Below are 16,776 nucleotides of genomic sequence, written 5' to 3'. Positions count from 1 at the left end.
CCCTGTTTCTTGGAGCGCTGCTGGAGGTCAGAAACAGGGTTTCTACTGTCAAATATTATTGATAAATATCCCAACAACCCACTATTTTTTCCCCTCTTTCCTCTTTTTCGGCTAACTCTAAATTGAGTTTTAATAATTTCTCTAAAAGATCATCATCGGGATTAAATTCATAAGCCTCCATTGCTAATTTATCTAATTGTTGATGGAGTTTATACAATTGACTACTAGGCTCAGTAAAAAATTGGTTGTATAATTGGGTGATTCCCCATTGTTTTTTCTCCATTTGCTCTGTTCGATATTCATGGAGTTTAATCATGGTTTCTCTGATTTTTTCGACTACCTTTTTAGTCGGTGTTTGCGGGAATGGGAAGGTTTCAAAACAAGTATTATGTGTGTAACAGGTAGTTTCTCCTAATGTTGATTTTTGTGCATTCATCCAAACTCTATGGACTTTTGAGGTTAATATTCCTAATATATAATAATCTTCTGATACTAATACAACAGATTTATCCCCTGGTAGCCAATTAATTTCAGCAGGAATAAATATAGCCCATTTTGAAACCCTGGGGACGGTAAAATAGTAAGATAAATCTTTAAGTGCTTTTCTCATAGCAGGACGTTTTTCACCATATTTCCACCAATTTAATTTAGTAACTTCCCTTCTATTTTTATCTCTTTCTGGTTTAACATTAATTTTAACATGATTAAAAGGTAATTCATAATCACTAGCATCTTCTAAACTCAAATCATTAAAATCAATAATCCATCTATCAGGTTTTCCATGAGGATTTTTTGCTAAATTAGCCCCCATTGAAAATAATTTAATGACTTTGCTATTTTTCGGATCAGATTTAATAAATTCTTCTGCTTGTTTTTCCGTAATAATAAAACTCATTCCAACAGGAATAACCCCCTGAAAACATTGATTAAGATTTGCTTTTAAAGTTTTAGCTTGCGTTACATCAGTTAAAGAGGTCAGAGAAGAATTAATAAAATTAACAGGTTTATGATCTAAAAAATAAGCATCAGGTTTAATTTTACACCAATTAATGATACTCACATGAACTGCTGCTTCTCCAGACCATTCCTGAGTTGAAATGGCTTCATGAATATAACCGTTATTTTCATTGATATAATCTAAAGAAACCTTGCGACTTTTCCCCTGACTAATCGAATTAGTCGCAACTAAACCAACTCTGCCATTATTATCAATATTATCATGGGCTAATCTAAACCAATAACTGCAAAAATCCACATCTTTAGGGTATTTTTCAAAGAGATGATCGACATAATCATCTCCTAAATTTAAACGAATATGTTTACCTCCTAAAAAGGGCGGATTGCCAATAATAGCATCGGCTTTTATCCAAGCATTAAAAAGAGCATCTTTACAGACAATATTATCATCTAAAGTATCTAAAGGTAAAGAATTTTCAGTTAAATTAAACTTATCAATTGCCACCTTACGCGCTATCATTAAAGTAACTCTAGCTAACTCCACCGCAAAAGGATTAAGATCCATTCCATAAAACTGATGGGGAGTAACAAAACTGATCTGTAATTGATCAATATTGGTAGTTTTTTTACTCATAATTTTATCAATTAAAAGCTGTTCAATGCGTTTTAATTCTTGATAAGCAATATAAAGAAAATTTCCACTCCCGCAAGCCGGATCTAAGACTTTATAATTGAGTAAGTCTAGCTGTAATTGATATAATTGCTTAAGGGTATTTGCACCTTCAATACGCTCCTCCCAATACTGACTAATAGTAGGGCGAACAATGTTCATTATATCACTTTCTGAAGTATAATGAATTCCGTAGGAATGACGGTCTTTTTTATTAACCGAGCCTTCAAAAATATTCCCAAAAATAGCGGGTCTAACCTTACTCCAATCCTGTCTCGCAGCCACATCTAAAAATTCTAATTCTTTCTCAGTTAAATCAATTGGATAAATCGTAGAAAATAGCCCACCATTAAAATAATCAACACCTTTATAACGCCCAGCCGGAGTAATTCCGGTTTGATTCATTTCTCTAAATAATCCCCCAATGATATCATAAGAACTTAGTTTATTTTGCAGACAATCTTGTACACAAGCAATAAATAGATCTTGAGGTAATAATCCCCGATCTTGGGCAAACATGGCTAACACACATTGTAAAATAAAACGTTGAGCGATTAATTCAGAATCAGCTTGTTTTGATAATCTTTGCTGTAAAATGGTAAATAATTCCCCCATTCTTCGCGCCGCAATTTCAGTAATTTCTACTTGATTATTTCTAAAAACAGGAGTCCGATTTCCTGACTCCATAAAAGCAAAAGCACTCGCTCTTTCTACTAAGTTAATCAGAGCGACTTTATCAACAGGTTCATCTAATTGATTATCAAAATCAAAAATCCAAAATTCATCAAAATTACAAAGAATCACATAACGAGGGCGATTAGGTACTAAACGTTGCCAATAAGCAAAAGCTTGGGCATAATGTTTATTAAGATCCTCACCCCGTTGTTTCATCTCAATTAAAACTTTGGGTTTCCAAATTAAATCAGCAAAACCAGTTTTACCTTTTTGACTCCCTTTTTTAATCGCTTCCTCATATTTTGCTCCCGCTTCTAAAGCACCCTCATAACCGAATGCTTTAAAAAAACGATCTAAAAAAGTTTGTGCTTCTTTTTTTTCCTGTCCTGTGATATGTTCTTTACAGAAATCAATAAATTTTTGTAAACTTTCCGGTGTTGCTGACATTTGACAATCCTCGCTCTTTTAAAGTGTCTTTTAACGTTCAGGAAATAGCTTACATTCCCTGAATGTGGGTTGATTAACTTCCCCTAAACGGGAGTTTAAAAATCGATCCATCCAATTCTCCAAATAGATCCGATTAGCTTGTTTTTCTTCGGGATCATTAGTATTAATAGAATGGGGTGCTAATCCCACAATTGCCGCCGTGGTGACACAGAACATTGACTTTTGAAAACTCTGACAAATTTGCACCCGTAAATCATCTTCCCCGCGACAACTATTTTGATAAATATTATGTAAATAATCGGGGAGAAAATGACGCATATCCTGCATTAATTGAGTTGGGGGAATACCTGAACCGCCAATTGGTAGAGGATCGGCGTATAATGCACCATAGGCAAAGTCTTTTTGTTCTGTGGGAATTTGCTGTGCTTGGGCATTATAAGAAACGGTTCCCTGAAAAGGAGTTCCCCTAAAGAACACAGCTTCAACGTAGGGAACGGCGGTATCCATTAAAAAGGTTAATTCGGCAGATTTTGGCAGGATATCATAAACTTTATTATTGATTTTGACGCTATAGGTAATCGGTTTATTGGCAGCTTCTACTAATGCTAATAAAATATGATTAACTACTTCAGGAATAGATTTAATTTCTCCTTGATCATACAGATCAGAAAGGGAAATAAACATATCACTCATCACCCGCCAAAATTGACCTAATCCACTATAATAGGAGAGTTGTCGGATTTGTTCGGGGAGAAATCCTGGGAAAAAACGATGTAACGGTTGAATGATCAAATTTCCCTTAGTTTTGGCTTGAATAGCCGTTTCTGCTAATAGTAGAAATTCAGGAGAATCTAAATATTGATCTAATTTGCCTCCTCCATGCCAAAACATAGTTTTCATACAATATTCGGCATATTCAAAATTAATCCGATCATGCCACAAATATTGCAATATTTTTTTGATGTTTACCTCTCCGTTGAAATATTTAAAAAAGGGAAATAATTCTAAAAACTGTTCATCTGCAATATAAATTAGATTTTTAGAATAGGCATCCAAAACAATCCCATAACTTTTTAAAATGCCGACAACTTCTACTAAATTTTCAGGATAATCTAGTAATAATGCTTCGCCGGACTCGAGACGATGAATATATTCAGATAGAGGATGTTTAGACATGGTATTAAAATCGGTAATGGTCATTTTGTTTAAAGGTTTAATTAAAATTAATCTCTGGAAAAGTGATAAAATGGGTTTGATTTTCTACTCAATTATTTAGACCCACTTTATCAAGAAATTCAAACTTTTTCCGCGAGATGTTGAGCAAATAAAGGTTGAGTATGGGCTAAAGCAGTTGTGGAAGCATCAGTTAATCTCACCAGTAAGTTAGGTTGAATTCCTAAGATCACAATAATTAATGCTAAAATCATAGCTGGAATGCGATCGCGCCATTGGACAGAAGGCAAATTCACCACGGATTCCGAGAGGCGACCAAAGAAAGCTTTATTAATCATAATCAGGAAATAAACTGAAGTTAATCCGGTTCCAATCATGCACAATAAAGTTTGTACTGGAAACACTTCCATACTGCCTCGAAAGATGATAAATTCTGCCACAAATCCCACCAAACCAGGTATTCCCGCACTCGCCATTACTGCCATAATCATAATAGTACCAATCACGGGTAAACCTCGTTCTGGATTGAGTAACCCTTGAATAATATCTAAATCTCGACTTCCGGCTTTTCGATAGACAACTCCAACGGTTAAAAACATTAATCCCGAGATTAAACCATGACTCACCATTTGCATCACAGCCCCTAATAAACTGGTGGAGTTAGCCGCAGCAAAAGCCAATAAAATATAGCCCATGTGAGCAATAGAACTATAGGCGACTATTTTCTTCATATCTTTTTGAGAAATAGCACAAAAAGCTCCATATAAAACACTAACTACAGCCCAACTTGCCACCCAAGGAGATACTACTAACCAAGCATCGGGAAATAAGCCTACACCAAACCGTAATAACCCGTATGTTCCTAACTTTAATAATACCCCGGCTAACAGCACAGAAACAGGGGTTGAAGCCTCAACGTGAGCATCAGGTAGCCAGGTATGGAAGGGAAATAAAGGAATTTTAATTCCGAATCCAATTAACAGACCTCCTAATAAAATCAGTTGGGTGGTTAAAGGTAAAGATGAGACTCCCAAGGCTGTAGCACTAATGGTATCTAAATCAAAATCTAGGGTATGGGTCAGCCAAACAATTCCTAAAAAAGACGCTAAAATTAGAAATCCCGAAACGGCCGTATACAGTAGAAATTTAGTGGCTGCATAGCCTTTGCGTTTGCCTCCCCAAATCGCAATTAATAGATACAAAGGGATTAATTCCACTTCATAAAACAGCAGAAATAATAATAGATTTTGGGATAAAAATGTCCCAGAAATCCCAGCCGAAATCAGTAAAATTGAGGAATAATAGAGTTGATGGCGACTAATAAATAAATCAGTAATTGCGATCGCAATCGTAATTAATAACCCATTTAAAATTACCAAAGGTAAGGATAAACCATCAACCCCCAAAGTATAATTTAACCCCAAAGGTTTAATCCAAGGAATATATTCTTTAAACTGTAAAGCCGGATTATCTGGATCAAATATTCCCGCTAAAACCAACGACCATAAAAACAATCCGACTGTGATCACTAAAGACAATTGACGAGCCGTTTTACCCGATAAATTCGGCCAAAAGGCAATCACAGCCGCACCCAACAAAGGAAGCCAAATTAATACACTAAGCATAAATCAGTTATCAGTTATCAGTTATCAGTTATCAGTTATCAGTTATCAGTTATCAGTAATTACCGATAACTCCAATAATCCGTGTCATCTTTTAATCCGTCTAAATCCGTGATTAAAATTGCCACAACATTAATCCCATCAACACCCCTACCCCTAAAGCAATCGTCAGGAGATAAAATTGGGACTGTCCAGAAATACTGTATTTTAAGCCTTCTCCGCTAAACAAAGTTGCTAAACCAAAAGCATTAACAATGCCATCAATAATATAGCGATCAATCCAAGCACTAAAAGCGGAAATTTGACGAACAAATAAAACCACAGTCAGACCGTAAATTCGATCAATATAAAAATCGTAAGCGAATAAATCTTGCAATCCTTTCCAGGGTAATTTGTAAGGTTTAGAACCCATTCCCAATAAATAAATCCCGCCCCCAATTGCCACTCCTAATAAACCCGAAATTACCAGTAAAGGCACCGTGGCTTGACGCACAATCTCAGCAAATCCCGTCCCGGGAGCCACCACTAAAGGTGCTCTCCAACTAATTAATAATTGCCATTGTTGTAACATCAGGGGTACTAACAAGGTCAAAATGGTCATGCTCACGAGGGGTAAAGCCATTGGCCATGGAACTTCCGGTGCTCGCCGGGTTTTTTGTTGGGGTTTTCCCGCAAAAACTAATCCGAAAACCCGGGTTAAACTCAAAGCCGTTAAACAATTAACCAGCAGCAAGACCAAAATCAACCACAGAGGTAATGTCCAAAATCCATTCACCCAACGGCGCATTGTCCAAAAAGTACCCAAGGGCATTAAGGCGACTAAACCCGCCGCACCCACAATAAAAGCCGTTGTCGTTGCGGGCATTTTTGACCATAACCCCCCCATCTCCGTTAGATTTTGGGTATTGGTGGTTAGAATTACCGAACCCGCACTCATGAAAACTAAGGCTTTGGCGATCGCATGGGTGAACAATAATAACAGAGCAATATCAACTTGACTTTCTCCCACCGCAATAAATACCAACCCTAAATAGGCACTGGTAGAATGGGATAAGGCCCGTTTGAGATCAATTTGGGCAATGGAAACCAAAGAAGCACCAATAGCGGTAATTGTCCCCAAAACCACCAAAGTTGTAGATGCAATTGGGGAAAGGGCCAAAACCGGTTGCAGTTTAATTAAAACATAGGCTCCACTGGCCACCACCACGGAATTTCGCAGAATCGAAGCCGGGTTTGGGCCTTCCATCGCCTCATCTAACCAGAGATTTAAGGGAAATTGGGCGCATTTTCCAATCGGGCCAGAAATCAAGGCCAGACCCAGTAAAGTCGCATGGAGGGGCGTTAAGGTGGCGGTTTCAGCCCATCCTTCCAAATCGGAAAAGCTCAAACTTCCGGCCAGGGTGGAGAGATACACCACCCCCATCAACAGCAATACATCTCCGACCCGTTTGGTTAAAAACGCATCCCGAGCCGCCGTTACCACCAAGGGTTGAGCATACCAGAAGCCCACCAGCAGATAGGTAGAGAGGGTTAATAACTCTAGGAGGATATAACTCAGTAATAACGAATCACTTAGGGCTAACCCACTAATTGCCGCTTCAAAGAATCCCATCAAACCAAAAAACCGAGCCAGAGCCCAGTCCTTTTCCATGTATCCCAGGGCGTAGCATTGAGCAATTAAACTCAAACCCGTAATTAATTCTATTGCCCCCAAACTCACCGGGGAGATTTCTAGGGCAAAGGATAAATCTAAATTGTTGGTGTGTACCCAATGGAAAACAATTTGCTGAATGGGTTCATCCCAGGTAGTGCGGAAAACAACCGAACCATGGACAAGGGCTAAAACCGTCATTAACAAATTAAAGTAGGCTGCGGGTCTAGGCCCAGTGCGTCGCACCAGTCCCGCTGACCAAGGTAAGGTCAAGATTGCCCCAATTAAGCCATAAAAAGGTATCCACCAACTGGTGTGGAGGAGAAAATCTGTCATTTAACTTAAAATTAAAAAATTCTTAGGAAGTCTCAGCTTACTATATCAAAATTTCGGATTCATAGGTCTTTGAGTTAACTTTCAGCCGGGATTGGCGGATTATTATACTATTTTATAGAGCTATATACACAAAAAGTCTTTTCATTAGAGTCTTGCTTACATTGGCACGGTTATAATTCTCAAAAACTTAACAAAACTTAATTAAAATTCATTATCAACAAAAATAATATTAAAAATGAGAAAATATAATCCAGATTAATATTGTCAAGAGTGTCACCCTTCTCCTATTCTTATAGAGGGAGGTTCGTTACTATTTCTGTAAATTGAAATTGTAGGTAATCTGCTGATCTCCGTTTCCATCCTCAATGGCATGGAAGTAAGCAATAGGAAAATATAACTATTGCCAAATCTAGGGATCAATAAGCCCTAAAATTAGACTTAAAGGATAACTACAACATCTGAGTGTAGCCCGAAATCCGACGGTTGAATCTGTTGGAAATTAGCTTATCGCTTAAAAATACAGTGTAGTTTGTTTTGTTCATTAACTAGGAGTTAAACCATGTCAATTGCTGTGGGAATGATTGAAACTTTAGGCTTTCCTGCTGTTGTAGAAGCAGCAGACGCCATGGTTAAAGCAGCCCGGGTCACTTTAGTCGGATATGAGAAAATTGGCAGTGGCCGAGTCACCGTCATCGTGCGTGGCGATGTTTCCGAAGTCCAAGCATCTGTAGCAGCCGGAGTGGAATCTATCAAACGAGTGAACGGCGGTCAAGTGACTTCCACCCACATTATTGCTCGTCCCCATGAAAACCTAGAATATGTTCTGCCGATTCGCTATACCGAGGCAGTGGAGCAGTTCAGGGCTTACTAAGGACTCAAAAAATCTCACGTTGAATTGACCCGTGTAGAAGTTCTAAAAAGTAATTTCACAACCCCAAGTCAATTTTAATTAAAAGCGGAATTATCCCCATTTTATGGCGAAATTCTGTATTATTCCCGAACTGTTTTGATTGATTTTAGGAGTCAAATTTAATGGCGATTGCAGTTGGTATGATCGAGACTTTAGGCTTTCCTGCCGTTGTGGAAGCGGCGGACTCAATGGTAAAAGCCGCTCGAGTCACCTTAGTGGGTTACGAAAAAATTGGCAGTGCCCGGGTTACTGTGATTGTGCGGGGGGATGTATCCGAAGTGCAAGCCTCCGTATCCGCAGGGGTTGAATCCATTAAACGAGTTAAGGGTGGAGAAGTTTTATCCACTCATATTATTGCTCGTCCCCACGAAAACTTAGAATACGTTTTACCCATCCGCTATACCGAAGCAGTAGAACAATTCCGCGAAAGCCTCAGTGGGATTCGTCCTTTAAACCGTCCCTAATTTCCAGAGGATTTTAAAAATCGGTAAATTTACCCTTGATCCTTTGATAAATCCCTCCAAATTCCCATTTATTCTTCCTCAAACTCATTATGCAAATTGCCAAAGTGATTGGCACGGTTGTTGGCAATCAGAAAGAACCTAGTTTAAGGGGTTCCAAGTTTCTGCTTTTACGATTTGTTGATGAACATGGAGAAGATATCTCCAACGAGTATGAGGTAGCGATTGATGTGGTGGGAGCCGGAATCGGTGAATGGGTACTTGTGAGTCGAGGTAGTGCAGCCCGTCAAGTTGAAGGGAGTGAAAAACGACCCAGTGACGCGGCGATTGTTGCAATCATCGACACCATAAATCTGGAAAATCGAACGATTTACAGCAAAAAAGATCATTATTAACAGGAAAAAAGTGGGAGTTATTGAGAAGCGAAAGACTTTAAATTTTTAAGAGGGAAAAAGTTAGGAAAGGTGTTAGTTATAGGATAAATCAAATTTTGAAAAAAAGTTGAAATTCCGCACCCGAAATTATAAACTTCAGAACTTTTTAATATTTAACTGAATCAACTTCTTAATCATCCCTTTTGATCCGGTGCAATAACGAACAACAAACAACAAACAACAAACAACTATTCGGTTTAGGAGAAATTAAAATATGGCAGTTCGTGGCCTAGCGGCTCCTCCAACCCCTTGGTCGAAGAACTTGGCAGAGCCGAAAATCGACCCAACGGCTTATGTACATTCTTTTTCTAATATTATTGGTGACGTTCGGATTGGTGATCATGTCTTAGTAGCTCCTGGCACTTCTATCCGAGCCGATGAAGGTTCACCCTTTGCCATCGGGGAAAATAGCAATATCCAAGACGGCGTGGTGATTCATGGCTTAGAAGAAGGCCGCGTCAAAGGGGATGATGGTCAATCCTACTCCGTCTGGGTGGGTAAAAATTCCTCCATCACCCACATGGCCCTAATTCATGGCCCAGCTTATGTGGGAGATAATTGTTTTATCGGATTCCGTTCTACGGTATTCAATTCCAGAGTCGGGAATGGTTGCATTGTGATGATGCACGTTTTAATTGAAGACGTGGAAATTCCCCCCGGAAAATATGTTCCCTCCGGTTCAATTATCACCAATCAACAACAGGCCGATCGCTTACCCAACGTTACGGATGCGGATCTGAGCTTTGCTAACCACGTCATCGGGGTCAATCAATCCCTAAAAGCGGGTTATCAGTGTTCTGAAAACTCCTCTTGTATTAACCCGATTCGTAATGAAGGGACTGGAGTTGGTAATGGTAGTGGTCGCGATCGCTCCTATGCCTATACCGGAAGTTCTAATTTAGCCCCTGAAATTGTGCAGCAAATCGGGGATCTGTTAGCCAAGGGCTACAAAATTGGCACGGAACACGCCGATACCCGTCGTTTTCGCACCGGATCTTGGCGCAGTGGCGCTCCGATCAATGCTAAAACCACCGGGGAAGTCGTTGCAGCCTTAGAAGCTGGCCTCAGAGATCATGGCGGAGAATATGTCCGTCTGTTGGGGATTGACTCCAAAAATAAACGTCGTGTCCTAGAAGAAATCATTCAACGTCCCGATGGCAGCGTAGCCCCAAAATCCAGTAATGGCAAGGTCAGTGCTTCGGTGGCTACTTCTGCGGGTTCGGCCAGTGTTGCCAGTTCGGGTATCGGGGGACAAATTGGCGATTTGTTGGCCAAAGGCTACAAAATTGGCACAGAATACGCCGATGTTCGTCGCTTCCGTACCGGATCTTGGCGTGGTGGCCCCAGTATCTCCGGTTCAGGGGTAGCAGATATTCTTTCTAAATTAGATGCGATCGCTAGTGAGCATCAGGGGGAATATGTGCGTTTAATTGGAATTGATCCCAAAAACAAACGCCGTGTCCTAGAAGAAATTATTCAGCGTCCCGATGGCCGCGTAGCCACAAAAGCTGGCACTGCTAAGGTCAGCACTTCGGTGACTACGGCTTCGGGTTCAGCCAGTATTGCCAGTTCCGGTCTCGGCGGACAAATTGGCGATCTGTTAGCCAAAGGTTACAAAATTGGCACAGAATACGCCGATGTTCGTCGCTTCCGTACCGGATCTTGGCGTGGTGGCCCCAGTATCTCGGGTTCAGGGGTAGCAGATATTCTTTCTAAATTAGATGCGATCGCTAGTGAGCATCAGGGGGAATATGTGCGTTTAATTGGAATTGATCCCAAAAACAAACGCCGTGTCCTAGAAGAAATTATTCAGCGTCCCGATGGCAAAGTAGCGCCAACGGCTTCGGCTTCGGCTCCGGCTTCCACCAGTCGTCCTAGTGCAGCAACCGTCAGCAGTGGCAAACTAGATAATGGTGTTGCGGATCACGTTCGGGGTCTGTTAGCCAAAGGCTACAAAGTCGGCACAGAACACGCGGATGCTCGCCGCTTCCGTACCGGATCTTGGAACAGTTGTGCTCCGATTCAATCTAACAATATCTCCGAAGTGATGGCAGCTTTAGATGGTTGCTTAAACGAACATCGTGGGGAATATGTACGGTTAATTGGGATCGACTCAAAAGCCAAGCGTCGGGTACTGGAGGAAATTATCCAACGTCCCTAACATTCCTCTATAAAGGGGATTGAGAATTAAAACGCAACGCTAGAGGTTCGAGTAAAGGTCAGCACCCCGCGCTGAAGCGACGGGGCTTCATGCCTCACCGACCGTATTAGCTGACCAGCCTAAGTCTTAACTGACTACTTTTTTGAGTCAAGACACCCTGCGGATGCGCGAGCCGCGTCCCTGGCTCTGTCGTTAGTGGTTAAACATCTTTATCGGGTTAAGGAAGTGCTGCTAACCTAACAAGCTCTTAAAACATTGGCGTTCGCGTAGCGTGTGCGAAGCACTCAGCTAACTTTACCCTAGAAATAGGTGTTAGGAGACAACCATATCTCCACAGAGGGGCAACCATACCCCTCTACCCCGAAAGGGGAAATGTAAAGCCTAACTAGAAGTTAGGGGTTTCTACCCATTTTTCTGATGAACATATCGCCACCGCAACTCCTAAACCCAGATGTTTATGTGAGTGGCGATGTCACAATTGATCCCGGGGCTACCCTAGCACCTGGGGTGATCCTACAAGCGGCAGCCGATGGTCAGCTTAGAATTGCTGCGGGGGTTTGTATCGGAAGGGGGGTGATTATTCAGGTTTACCAAGGTATCCTAGAGATAGAGACAGGTGTAGTCTTGGGGTCAGGAGTATTAATTTTAGGGGCAGGAACCCTTGGGGAAAATGCCTGTATTGGTTCAGAAACAACGATCTTGGAGAGTTCTATTGCATCTCAACAAGTTGTTGCCGCGGGATCTTTGATTGGGGATCGCTCTCGTGTATTAGAACCCGAATTAGAACCCGAACAGGTATCTCCGCCACCAGAACTTACTCCTGAACCCACGATCACCTCTCCTTGGTTTGAGGAGCCTGAGCCGATTTTAGAGTTGGTATCCTTTGCCCCTGAACCGGAGAATACCCCGGTATTGGAAGAAATCACGGCTCAACCATCGGAGGTTTTATTCATTCCTGCTGAAACTGAAACGGTCATCCCCTCTAGCCCAGAAAAAACGGAGGAAACGGCTCTGGTTCCCCAGTCCCCAGCATCCTCGGAACTGTCATCTGCGCCCATTCCTCCGGTAATTTATGGGAAAGAAAATCTGAGTCGGTTATTGGATACCTTGCTTCCCCATCGCAAAGCTTTCAATAACTCCCAGAGTTGAAGAACAGGAGAGCAGGGGGAGCAGGAGAGCAGGGGAGGTAAAGGTAAACTCTTTCCATTACCCATTACCCATTACCTATTACTCATACGCCACATCCGATTTATCGGAATGATTAAAAATGGACGCAAGCAGACGAAATTCCAGCCCTTCTGAACGGTCAAACCAGACCGATTTTAGAGATATGGCTTTGGGTCTAGTTTCCACCCAGAGCTTCCCGGCGATTGTGGGAACGGCGGATATGATGTTAAAGTCCGCCGGGGTTCATTTAGTGGGCTATGAAAAAATTGGGGGGGGACATTGCACAGCAATTGTCCGGGGGAAAATTTCTGAGGTGCGTTTGGCGGTGGAAACCGGGGAGCAAACGGCTAAACAGTTTGGTCAATTTATTTCTAGCTTAGTAATTCCTCGACCCTTTCCGAATTTAGAACTGGTGCTTCCGATTAGTTCGCGGTTATCTAATCTAACCAATGGGGCGGGTCATCGTTTAAGTAATCAGGCGGTGGGGTTACTCGAAACCCGTGGATTTCCGGCGATGGTGGGGGCGGCGGATGCCATGTTGAAGGCGGCGGATGTGAGTCTGATGTCCTATGAACGGATTGGGGCGGGGTTGTGTACGGTGATTATTCGGGGCCCGGTGTCCGATGTGGCGATGGCGATTGAGGCGGGAATGTTTGAAGCTGAACGTATTGGGGAGTTAAACGCCGTAATGGTGATTCCTCGACCTTTGGAAGATTTGGATCAAACCTTACCTTTAGCCAGTTGTTGGTTAGAACAGCGTCAACCTTTGAGAGTGCCAATTAGTGTGAAGGAACAGGAGAAAGAACTGGTGGAAATCCAAGATTTACAAAAGTTACCGAATTCTATTCAAGAAGAATATTTATAGGTTTTAATATCATCTTTTGCTAATTTTTTAGGGTGGGTTTGCAATAATTGAGGTCAGTTTAATTGATGTCATACTCAAGCATGAAAATCGCGATCGCTCAACTTAACCCCACCGTTGGAGATTTAACCGGAAACGCGCAACGGATATTAGAAGCAGCAGAAACAGCGTTTGCAGCCGGATGTAGTCTGTTATTAACAACGGAATTATCCTTAACGGGATATCCTCCCAGAGATTTATTAATTCGTCCTAGTTTTATTCAGGCAGCAACGCAAAAGTTACAGCAATTAGCAAGAGATTTACCGTCAGCAATTGCGGTATTAGTAGGAACAGTTGAACAGAATTTAGACTATGAAAAAAATGGGGGAAACCCTATTTATAATAGTGCAGCATTATTAGAACAGGGTGAAATTAAACAATATTTTCAAAAGCGATTATTACCAACCTATGATGTTTTTGATGAAGATCGATATTTTGAACCTGGGTTAGAAAGTGATTTTTTTGTTTTAGAAAATTCTGGAGAGAGAATTAAAATTGGGGTGACAATCTGTGAGGATTTATGGAATGATGAATCCTTCTGGGGTAAACGGAATTATGCTTGTAATCCTTTAGCAGAATTAGTAGAAAAAAATATAGATTTAGTGGTTAATTTATCGGCTTCTCCCTATCAAGTCGGTAAACAGAAATTCAGACAATCTTTAATTAGTCATAGTGCAAAACGGTATAATATTCCGATTCTATATGCGAATCAAGTGGGGGGAAATGATGATTTAATTTTTGATGGTTGTAGTTTTGCATTTAATAGAAATGGCGATAAAATATTAAGTTTAAAAGATTTTGATACGGATTTTGAGATTATAGAATTTGATTCAAATATACAAGATTTAACTGCTATTTCTGCCCAAAACCAGGAAATAAACTTAATTGAAAGTGAGGATCAAGAAATTTGGTTAGCCTTGGTTTTGGGGGTAAAAGATTATGTGCAAAAGTGTGGATTTTCTCAAGTTATTTTAGGGTTAAGTGGGGGAATAGATTCGGCTTTAGTTGCTGCGATCGCAACGCAAGCATTAGGCAAAGAAAAGGTTTTAGGGGTGTTAATGCCCTCTCCCTATAGTTCCGATCATTCGATTCAAGATGCCTTAGAATTAGCCAATAATTTAGGGATAAAAACCCAAACTTTACCCATTGGAGATTTAATGCAAACCTTTGATCAAACCTTAGAACCCATGTTTGCAGGAACATCTTTTGGAGTAGCAGAAGAAAACCTACAATCTCGCATCCGAGGTACATTATTAATGGCGGTTTCTAATAAATTCGGACATTTATTATTAACTACAGGGAATAAATCGGAAATTGCGGTAGGATATTGTACTTTATATGGGGATATGAATGGTGGATTAGCGGTAATTGCCGATGTGCCTAAAACCCGGGTTTATTCCTTGTGTTCTTGGTTTAATCAATATCATAGCAAAGAAATAATTCCTAATCATATATTAACAAAAGCGCCCAGTGCAGAACTCAAACCCGGACAAGTAGATCAGGATTCTTTACCCGCTTATGAAATTTTAGATGATATTTTATATCGTTTAATTGAAAAACATCAATCCCTAGCTGAAATTGTAGAAGCAGGACATCAAGAATTGGTGGTTAAAAAAGTTATTAAATTAGTGATGATTGCTGAATTCAAACGTCGTCAAGCCGCCCCTGGATTAAAAATTAGTGATCGAGCTTTTGGAACAGGATGGAGAATGCCCATTGCTAAAGGGATTGATTGGTAATCCCTGTTTTGTCACTTTTAAAGCAGTAATTTTTAGCGGGCTGCTAAGAAGCCCACATCATACCCGTAAACAGGTTGATGTGGGAGTATGTGTCACGATTATGCCGACTCATGTTGTCGATGCCAGGCGGGATGCCATAATATTTCTGCTGTGGAACGTTTTTCTACCATTTCTTGGGTAATCACACAGTGAACCACATCTTTTCTGGAGGGAATTTCATACATTACTTCTAACATTAATTCCTCCAAAATTCCCCGTAAGGCTCGCGCCCCAGTTTTCCGACGGAAGGCTTCTTTAGCAATAGCTTTTAACGCTTCCGGTTCAAATTCTAACCGGACATTATCCATGCGTAATAGCTTTTTATATTGTTTAACTAAAGCATTACTTGGTTCGGTTAAAATCTGCATTAATGCTCCTTCATCCAAAGGCGAAACCCTAGTTAATACTGGAAGTCGGCCAATAAATTCAGGAATTAAGCCGAATTTAACTAAATCTTCCGGTTGAACATGATACAAAACTTCGTCGGAATGGAGAGGAGTAACCGGAGTTTTATGATCTTCTCTTGACTGCACAAAACCCAGGGATTTTTTGCCTAAACGTTGTTCAATTAGTTTTTCTAAACCAACGAAAGCCCCGCCACAGACAAATAGAATTTTGCTGGTATCAATTTGGATAAAATCTTGATAGGGATGTTTACGTCCACCCTGGGGAGGAACATTAACTACCGTACCTTCTAACATTTTTAATAGGGCTTGTTGTACCCCTTCTCCAGACACATCTCGGGTAATGGAGGTATTTTCACTTTTGCGGGCTATTTTATCAATTTCATCAATATAAATAATCCCCTGTTGTGCGGCTTCAATATCAAAATCGGCAACCTGTAATAACCGTAATAAAATATTTTCCACATCATCCCCAACATAACCGGCTTCGGTTAAAGTGGTGGCATCAGCAACAGCAAAGGGAACATCTAATAATTTCGCTAAAGATTGGGCGAGTAAGGTTTTACCGCAACCCGTCGGCCCCATCAATAGAATATTCGCTTTTTGCAATTCTATCGCATCATCAGCCTGGGCATCAGAATCTTTTAACTTTTCTACACTCAGACGTTTATAGTGGTTATAAACTGCAACAGATAGCACTTTTTTTGCCCCATCTTGACCGATGACATGATCATCTAAATAGTTTTTAATTTCGATGGGTTTAGGAATAGAAGTCAGAGAAAACCCTTTATTCGTAGACTGTTTGGGAGAACGTACCCCCGGTTGTCCTGTGACTGAAGCCGCGGCTAGATTTTTATCGGAAAATTCTTCTTCTAAAATCTCGTTACAGAGTTCTACGCATTCATCACAGATATAAACACCAGGGCCTGCAATTAATTTGCGAACTTGCTCTTGAGATTTACCGCAGAAGGAACACCGTAAATGAGAATCATATCTGGACATATTGAATTAATTTTTAATTAACTGCTG

12 protein-coding genes are annotated in these 16,776 nt (G+C 40.7%); 7 read left to right on the top strand and 5 right to left on the bottom strand.

What is annotated here, in order from left to right:
• Nucleotides 1-55: 55 nt before the first annotated feature.
• The 4 genes from NMG88_RS06040 to NMG88_RS06025 form a co-directional block, all read right to left on the bottom strand.
• Entirely contained in the window at nt 56-2,749 is a 2,694-nt protein-coding gene (locus NMG88_RS06040; RefSeq protein WP_254035212.1) for a DNA methyltransferase, read from the bottom strand.
• A gap of 30 nt (nt 2,750-2,779) precedes the next feature.
• Entirely contained in the window at nt 2,780-3,949 is a 1,170-nt protein-coding gene (locus NMG88_RS06035) for a CO2 hydration protein (RefSeq protein ID WP_235766243.1), read from the bottom strand.
• Nucleotides 3,950-4,044: 95 nt separating this feature from the next.
• Complete coding sequence (locus tag NMG88_RS06030; RefSeq protein WP_027249113.1) at nt 4,045-5,547, bottom strand: NADH-quinone oxidoreductase subunit M; 1,503 nt, start codon at nt 5,545-5,547, stop codon at nt 4,045-4,047.
• Nucleotides 5,548-5,659: 112 nt separating this feature from the next.
• Complete coding sequence (locus NMG88_RS06025) at nt 5,660-7,531, bottom strand: NAD(P)H-quinone oxidoreductase subunit F (RefSeq protein WP_027249114.1); 1,872 nt, start codon at nt 7,529-7,531, stop codon at nt 5,660-5,662.
• A 559-nt stretch (nt 7,532-8,090) separates the two neighbouring features.
• On the opposite strand from NMG88_RS06025, the gene NMG88_RS06020 reads away from it, so the two are divergent.
• The 7 genes from NMG88_RS06020 (at nt 8,091) to NMG88_RS05990 (ending at nt 15,304) form a co-directional block, all read left to right on the top strand.
• Entirely contained in the window at nt 8,091-8,402 is a 312-nt protein-coding gene (locus NMG88_RS06020; protein WP_026789213.1) for a carbon dioxide-concentrating mechanism protein CcmK, read from the top strand.
• A 161-nt stretch (nt 8,403-8,563) separates the two neighbouring features.
• Nucleotides 8,564-8,905, top strand: a complete 342-nt coding sequence (locus NMG88_RS06015) for a carbon dioxide-concentrating mechanism protein CcmK (RefSeq protein ID WP_026789214.1) — start codon at nt 8,564-8,566, stop codon at nt 8,903-8,905.
• A gap of 89 nt (nt 8,906-8,994) precedes the next feature.
• Nucleotides 8,995-9,297 (top strand): beta-carboxysome shell vertex protein CcmL, encoded by a 303-nt coding sequence (ccmL, locus tag NMG88_RS06010; protein WP_026794272.1) that lies wholly within the window; start codon nt 8,995-8,997, stop codon nt 9,295-9,297.
• Between the two features lie 253 nt (nt 9,298-9,550).
• The gene (ccmM, locus tag NMG88_RS06005; RefSeq protein WP_227350255.1) at nt 9,551-11,497 is read left to right on the top strand and encodes a beta-carboxysome scaffolding protein CcmM; all 1,947 of its coding nucleotides are present in this window, start codon (nt 9,551-9,553) and stop codon (nt 11,495-11,497) included.
• A gap of 417 nt (nt 11,498-11,914) precedes the next feature.
• Entirely contained in the window at nt 11,915-12,646 is a 732-nt protein-coding gene (gene ccmN, locus NMG88_RS06000) for a beta-carboxysome scaffolding protein CcmN (protein WP_042152673.1), read from the top strand.
• Between the two features lie 118 nt (nt 12,647-12,764).
• Nucleotides 12,765-13,529, top strand: coding sequence for a beta-carboxysome assembly protein CcmO (ccmO, locus tag NMG88_RS05995; RefSeq protein WP_042152671.1), 765 nt, complete (start codon nt 12,765-12,767; stop codon nt 13,527-13,529).
• Between the two features lie 80 nt (nt 13,530-13,609).
• Nucleotides 13,610-15,304 carry an NAD+ synthase gene (locus NMG88_RS05990; RefSeq protein ID WP_042152668.1) on the top strand — a complete coding sequence of 565 codons (1,695 nt, stop codon included), beginning with the start codon at nt 13,610-13,612 and terminating at the stop codon, nt 15,302-15,304.
• 98 nt (nt 15,305-15,402) lie between these two features.
• On the opposite strand, the gene clpX is transcribed toward NMG88_RS05990, so the two are convergent.
• Nucleotides 15,403-16,749 (bottom strand): ATP-dependent protease ATP-binding subunit ClpX, encoded by a 1,347-nt coding sequence (gene clpX / locus NMG88_RS05985; protein WP_026789220.1) that lies wholly within the window; start codon nt 16,747-16,749, stop codon nt 15,403-15,405.
• Nucleotides 16,750-16,776: the final 27 nt, after the last annotated feature.

The organism is Planktothrix agardhii (genome assembly GCF_904830935.1).
Lineage (GTDB): Bacteria > Cyanobacteriota > Cyanobacteriia > Cyanobacteriales > Microcoleaceae > Planktothrix > Planktothrix agardhii.
The sequence above is the reverse complement of the archived record's forward strand: the minus strand, read 5'-3'. Positions and strand labels throughout refer to the sequence as shown.

Excerpts from the sequence above, each read along its gene's own strand:
- NMG88_RS06040 (WP_254035212.1), bottom strand. The coding sequence starts at position 2,749 with ATGTCAGCAACACCGGAAAGTTTACAAAAATTTATTGATTTCTGTAAA.
- NMG88_RS06035 (WP_235766243.1), bottom strand. The coding sequence starts at position 3,949 with ATGACCATTACCGATTTTAATACCATGTCTAAACATCCTCTATCTGAA.
- NMG88_RS06030 (WP_027249113.1), bottom strand. The coding sequence starts at position 5,547 with ATGCTTAGTGTATTAATTTGGCTTCCTTTGTTGGGTGCGGCTGTGATT.
- NMG88_RS06025 (WP_027249114.1), bottom strand. The coding sequence starts at position 7,531 with ATGACAGATTTTCTCCTCCACACCAGTTGGTGGATACCTTTTTATGGC.
- NMG88_RS06020 (WP_026789213.1), top strand. The coding sequence starts at position 8,091 with ATGTCAATTGCTGTGGGAATGATTGAAACTTTAGGCTTTCCTGCTGTT.
- NMG88_RS06015 (WP_026789214.1), top strand. The coding sequence starts at position 8,564 with ATGGCGATTGCAGTTGGTATGATCGAGACTTTAGGCTTTCCTGCCGTT.
- ccmL (WP_026794272.1), top strand. The coding sequence starts at position 8,995 with ATGCAAATTGCCAAAGTGATTGGCACGGTTGTTGGCAATCAGAAAGAA.
- ccmM (WP_227350255.1), top strand. The coding sequence starts at position 9,551 with ATGGCAGTTCGTGGCCTAGCGGCTCCTCCAACCCCTTGGTCGAAGAAC.
- ccmN (WP_042152673.1), top strand. The coding sequence starts at position 11,915 with ATGAACATATCGCCACCGCAACTCCTAAACCCAGATGTTTATGTGAGT.
- ccmO (WP_042152671.1), top strand. The coding sequence starts at position 12,765 with ATGGACGCAAGCAGACGAAATTCCAGCCCTTCTGAACGGTCAAACCAG.
- NMG88_RS05990 (WP_042152668.1), top strand. The coding sequence starts at position 13,610 with ATGAAAATCGCGATCGCTCAACTTAACCCCACCGTTGGAGATTTAACC.
- clpX (WP_026789220.1), bottom strand. The coding sequence starts at position 16,749 with ATGTCCAGATATGATTCTCATTTACGGTGTTCCTTCTGCGGTAAATCT.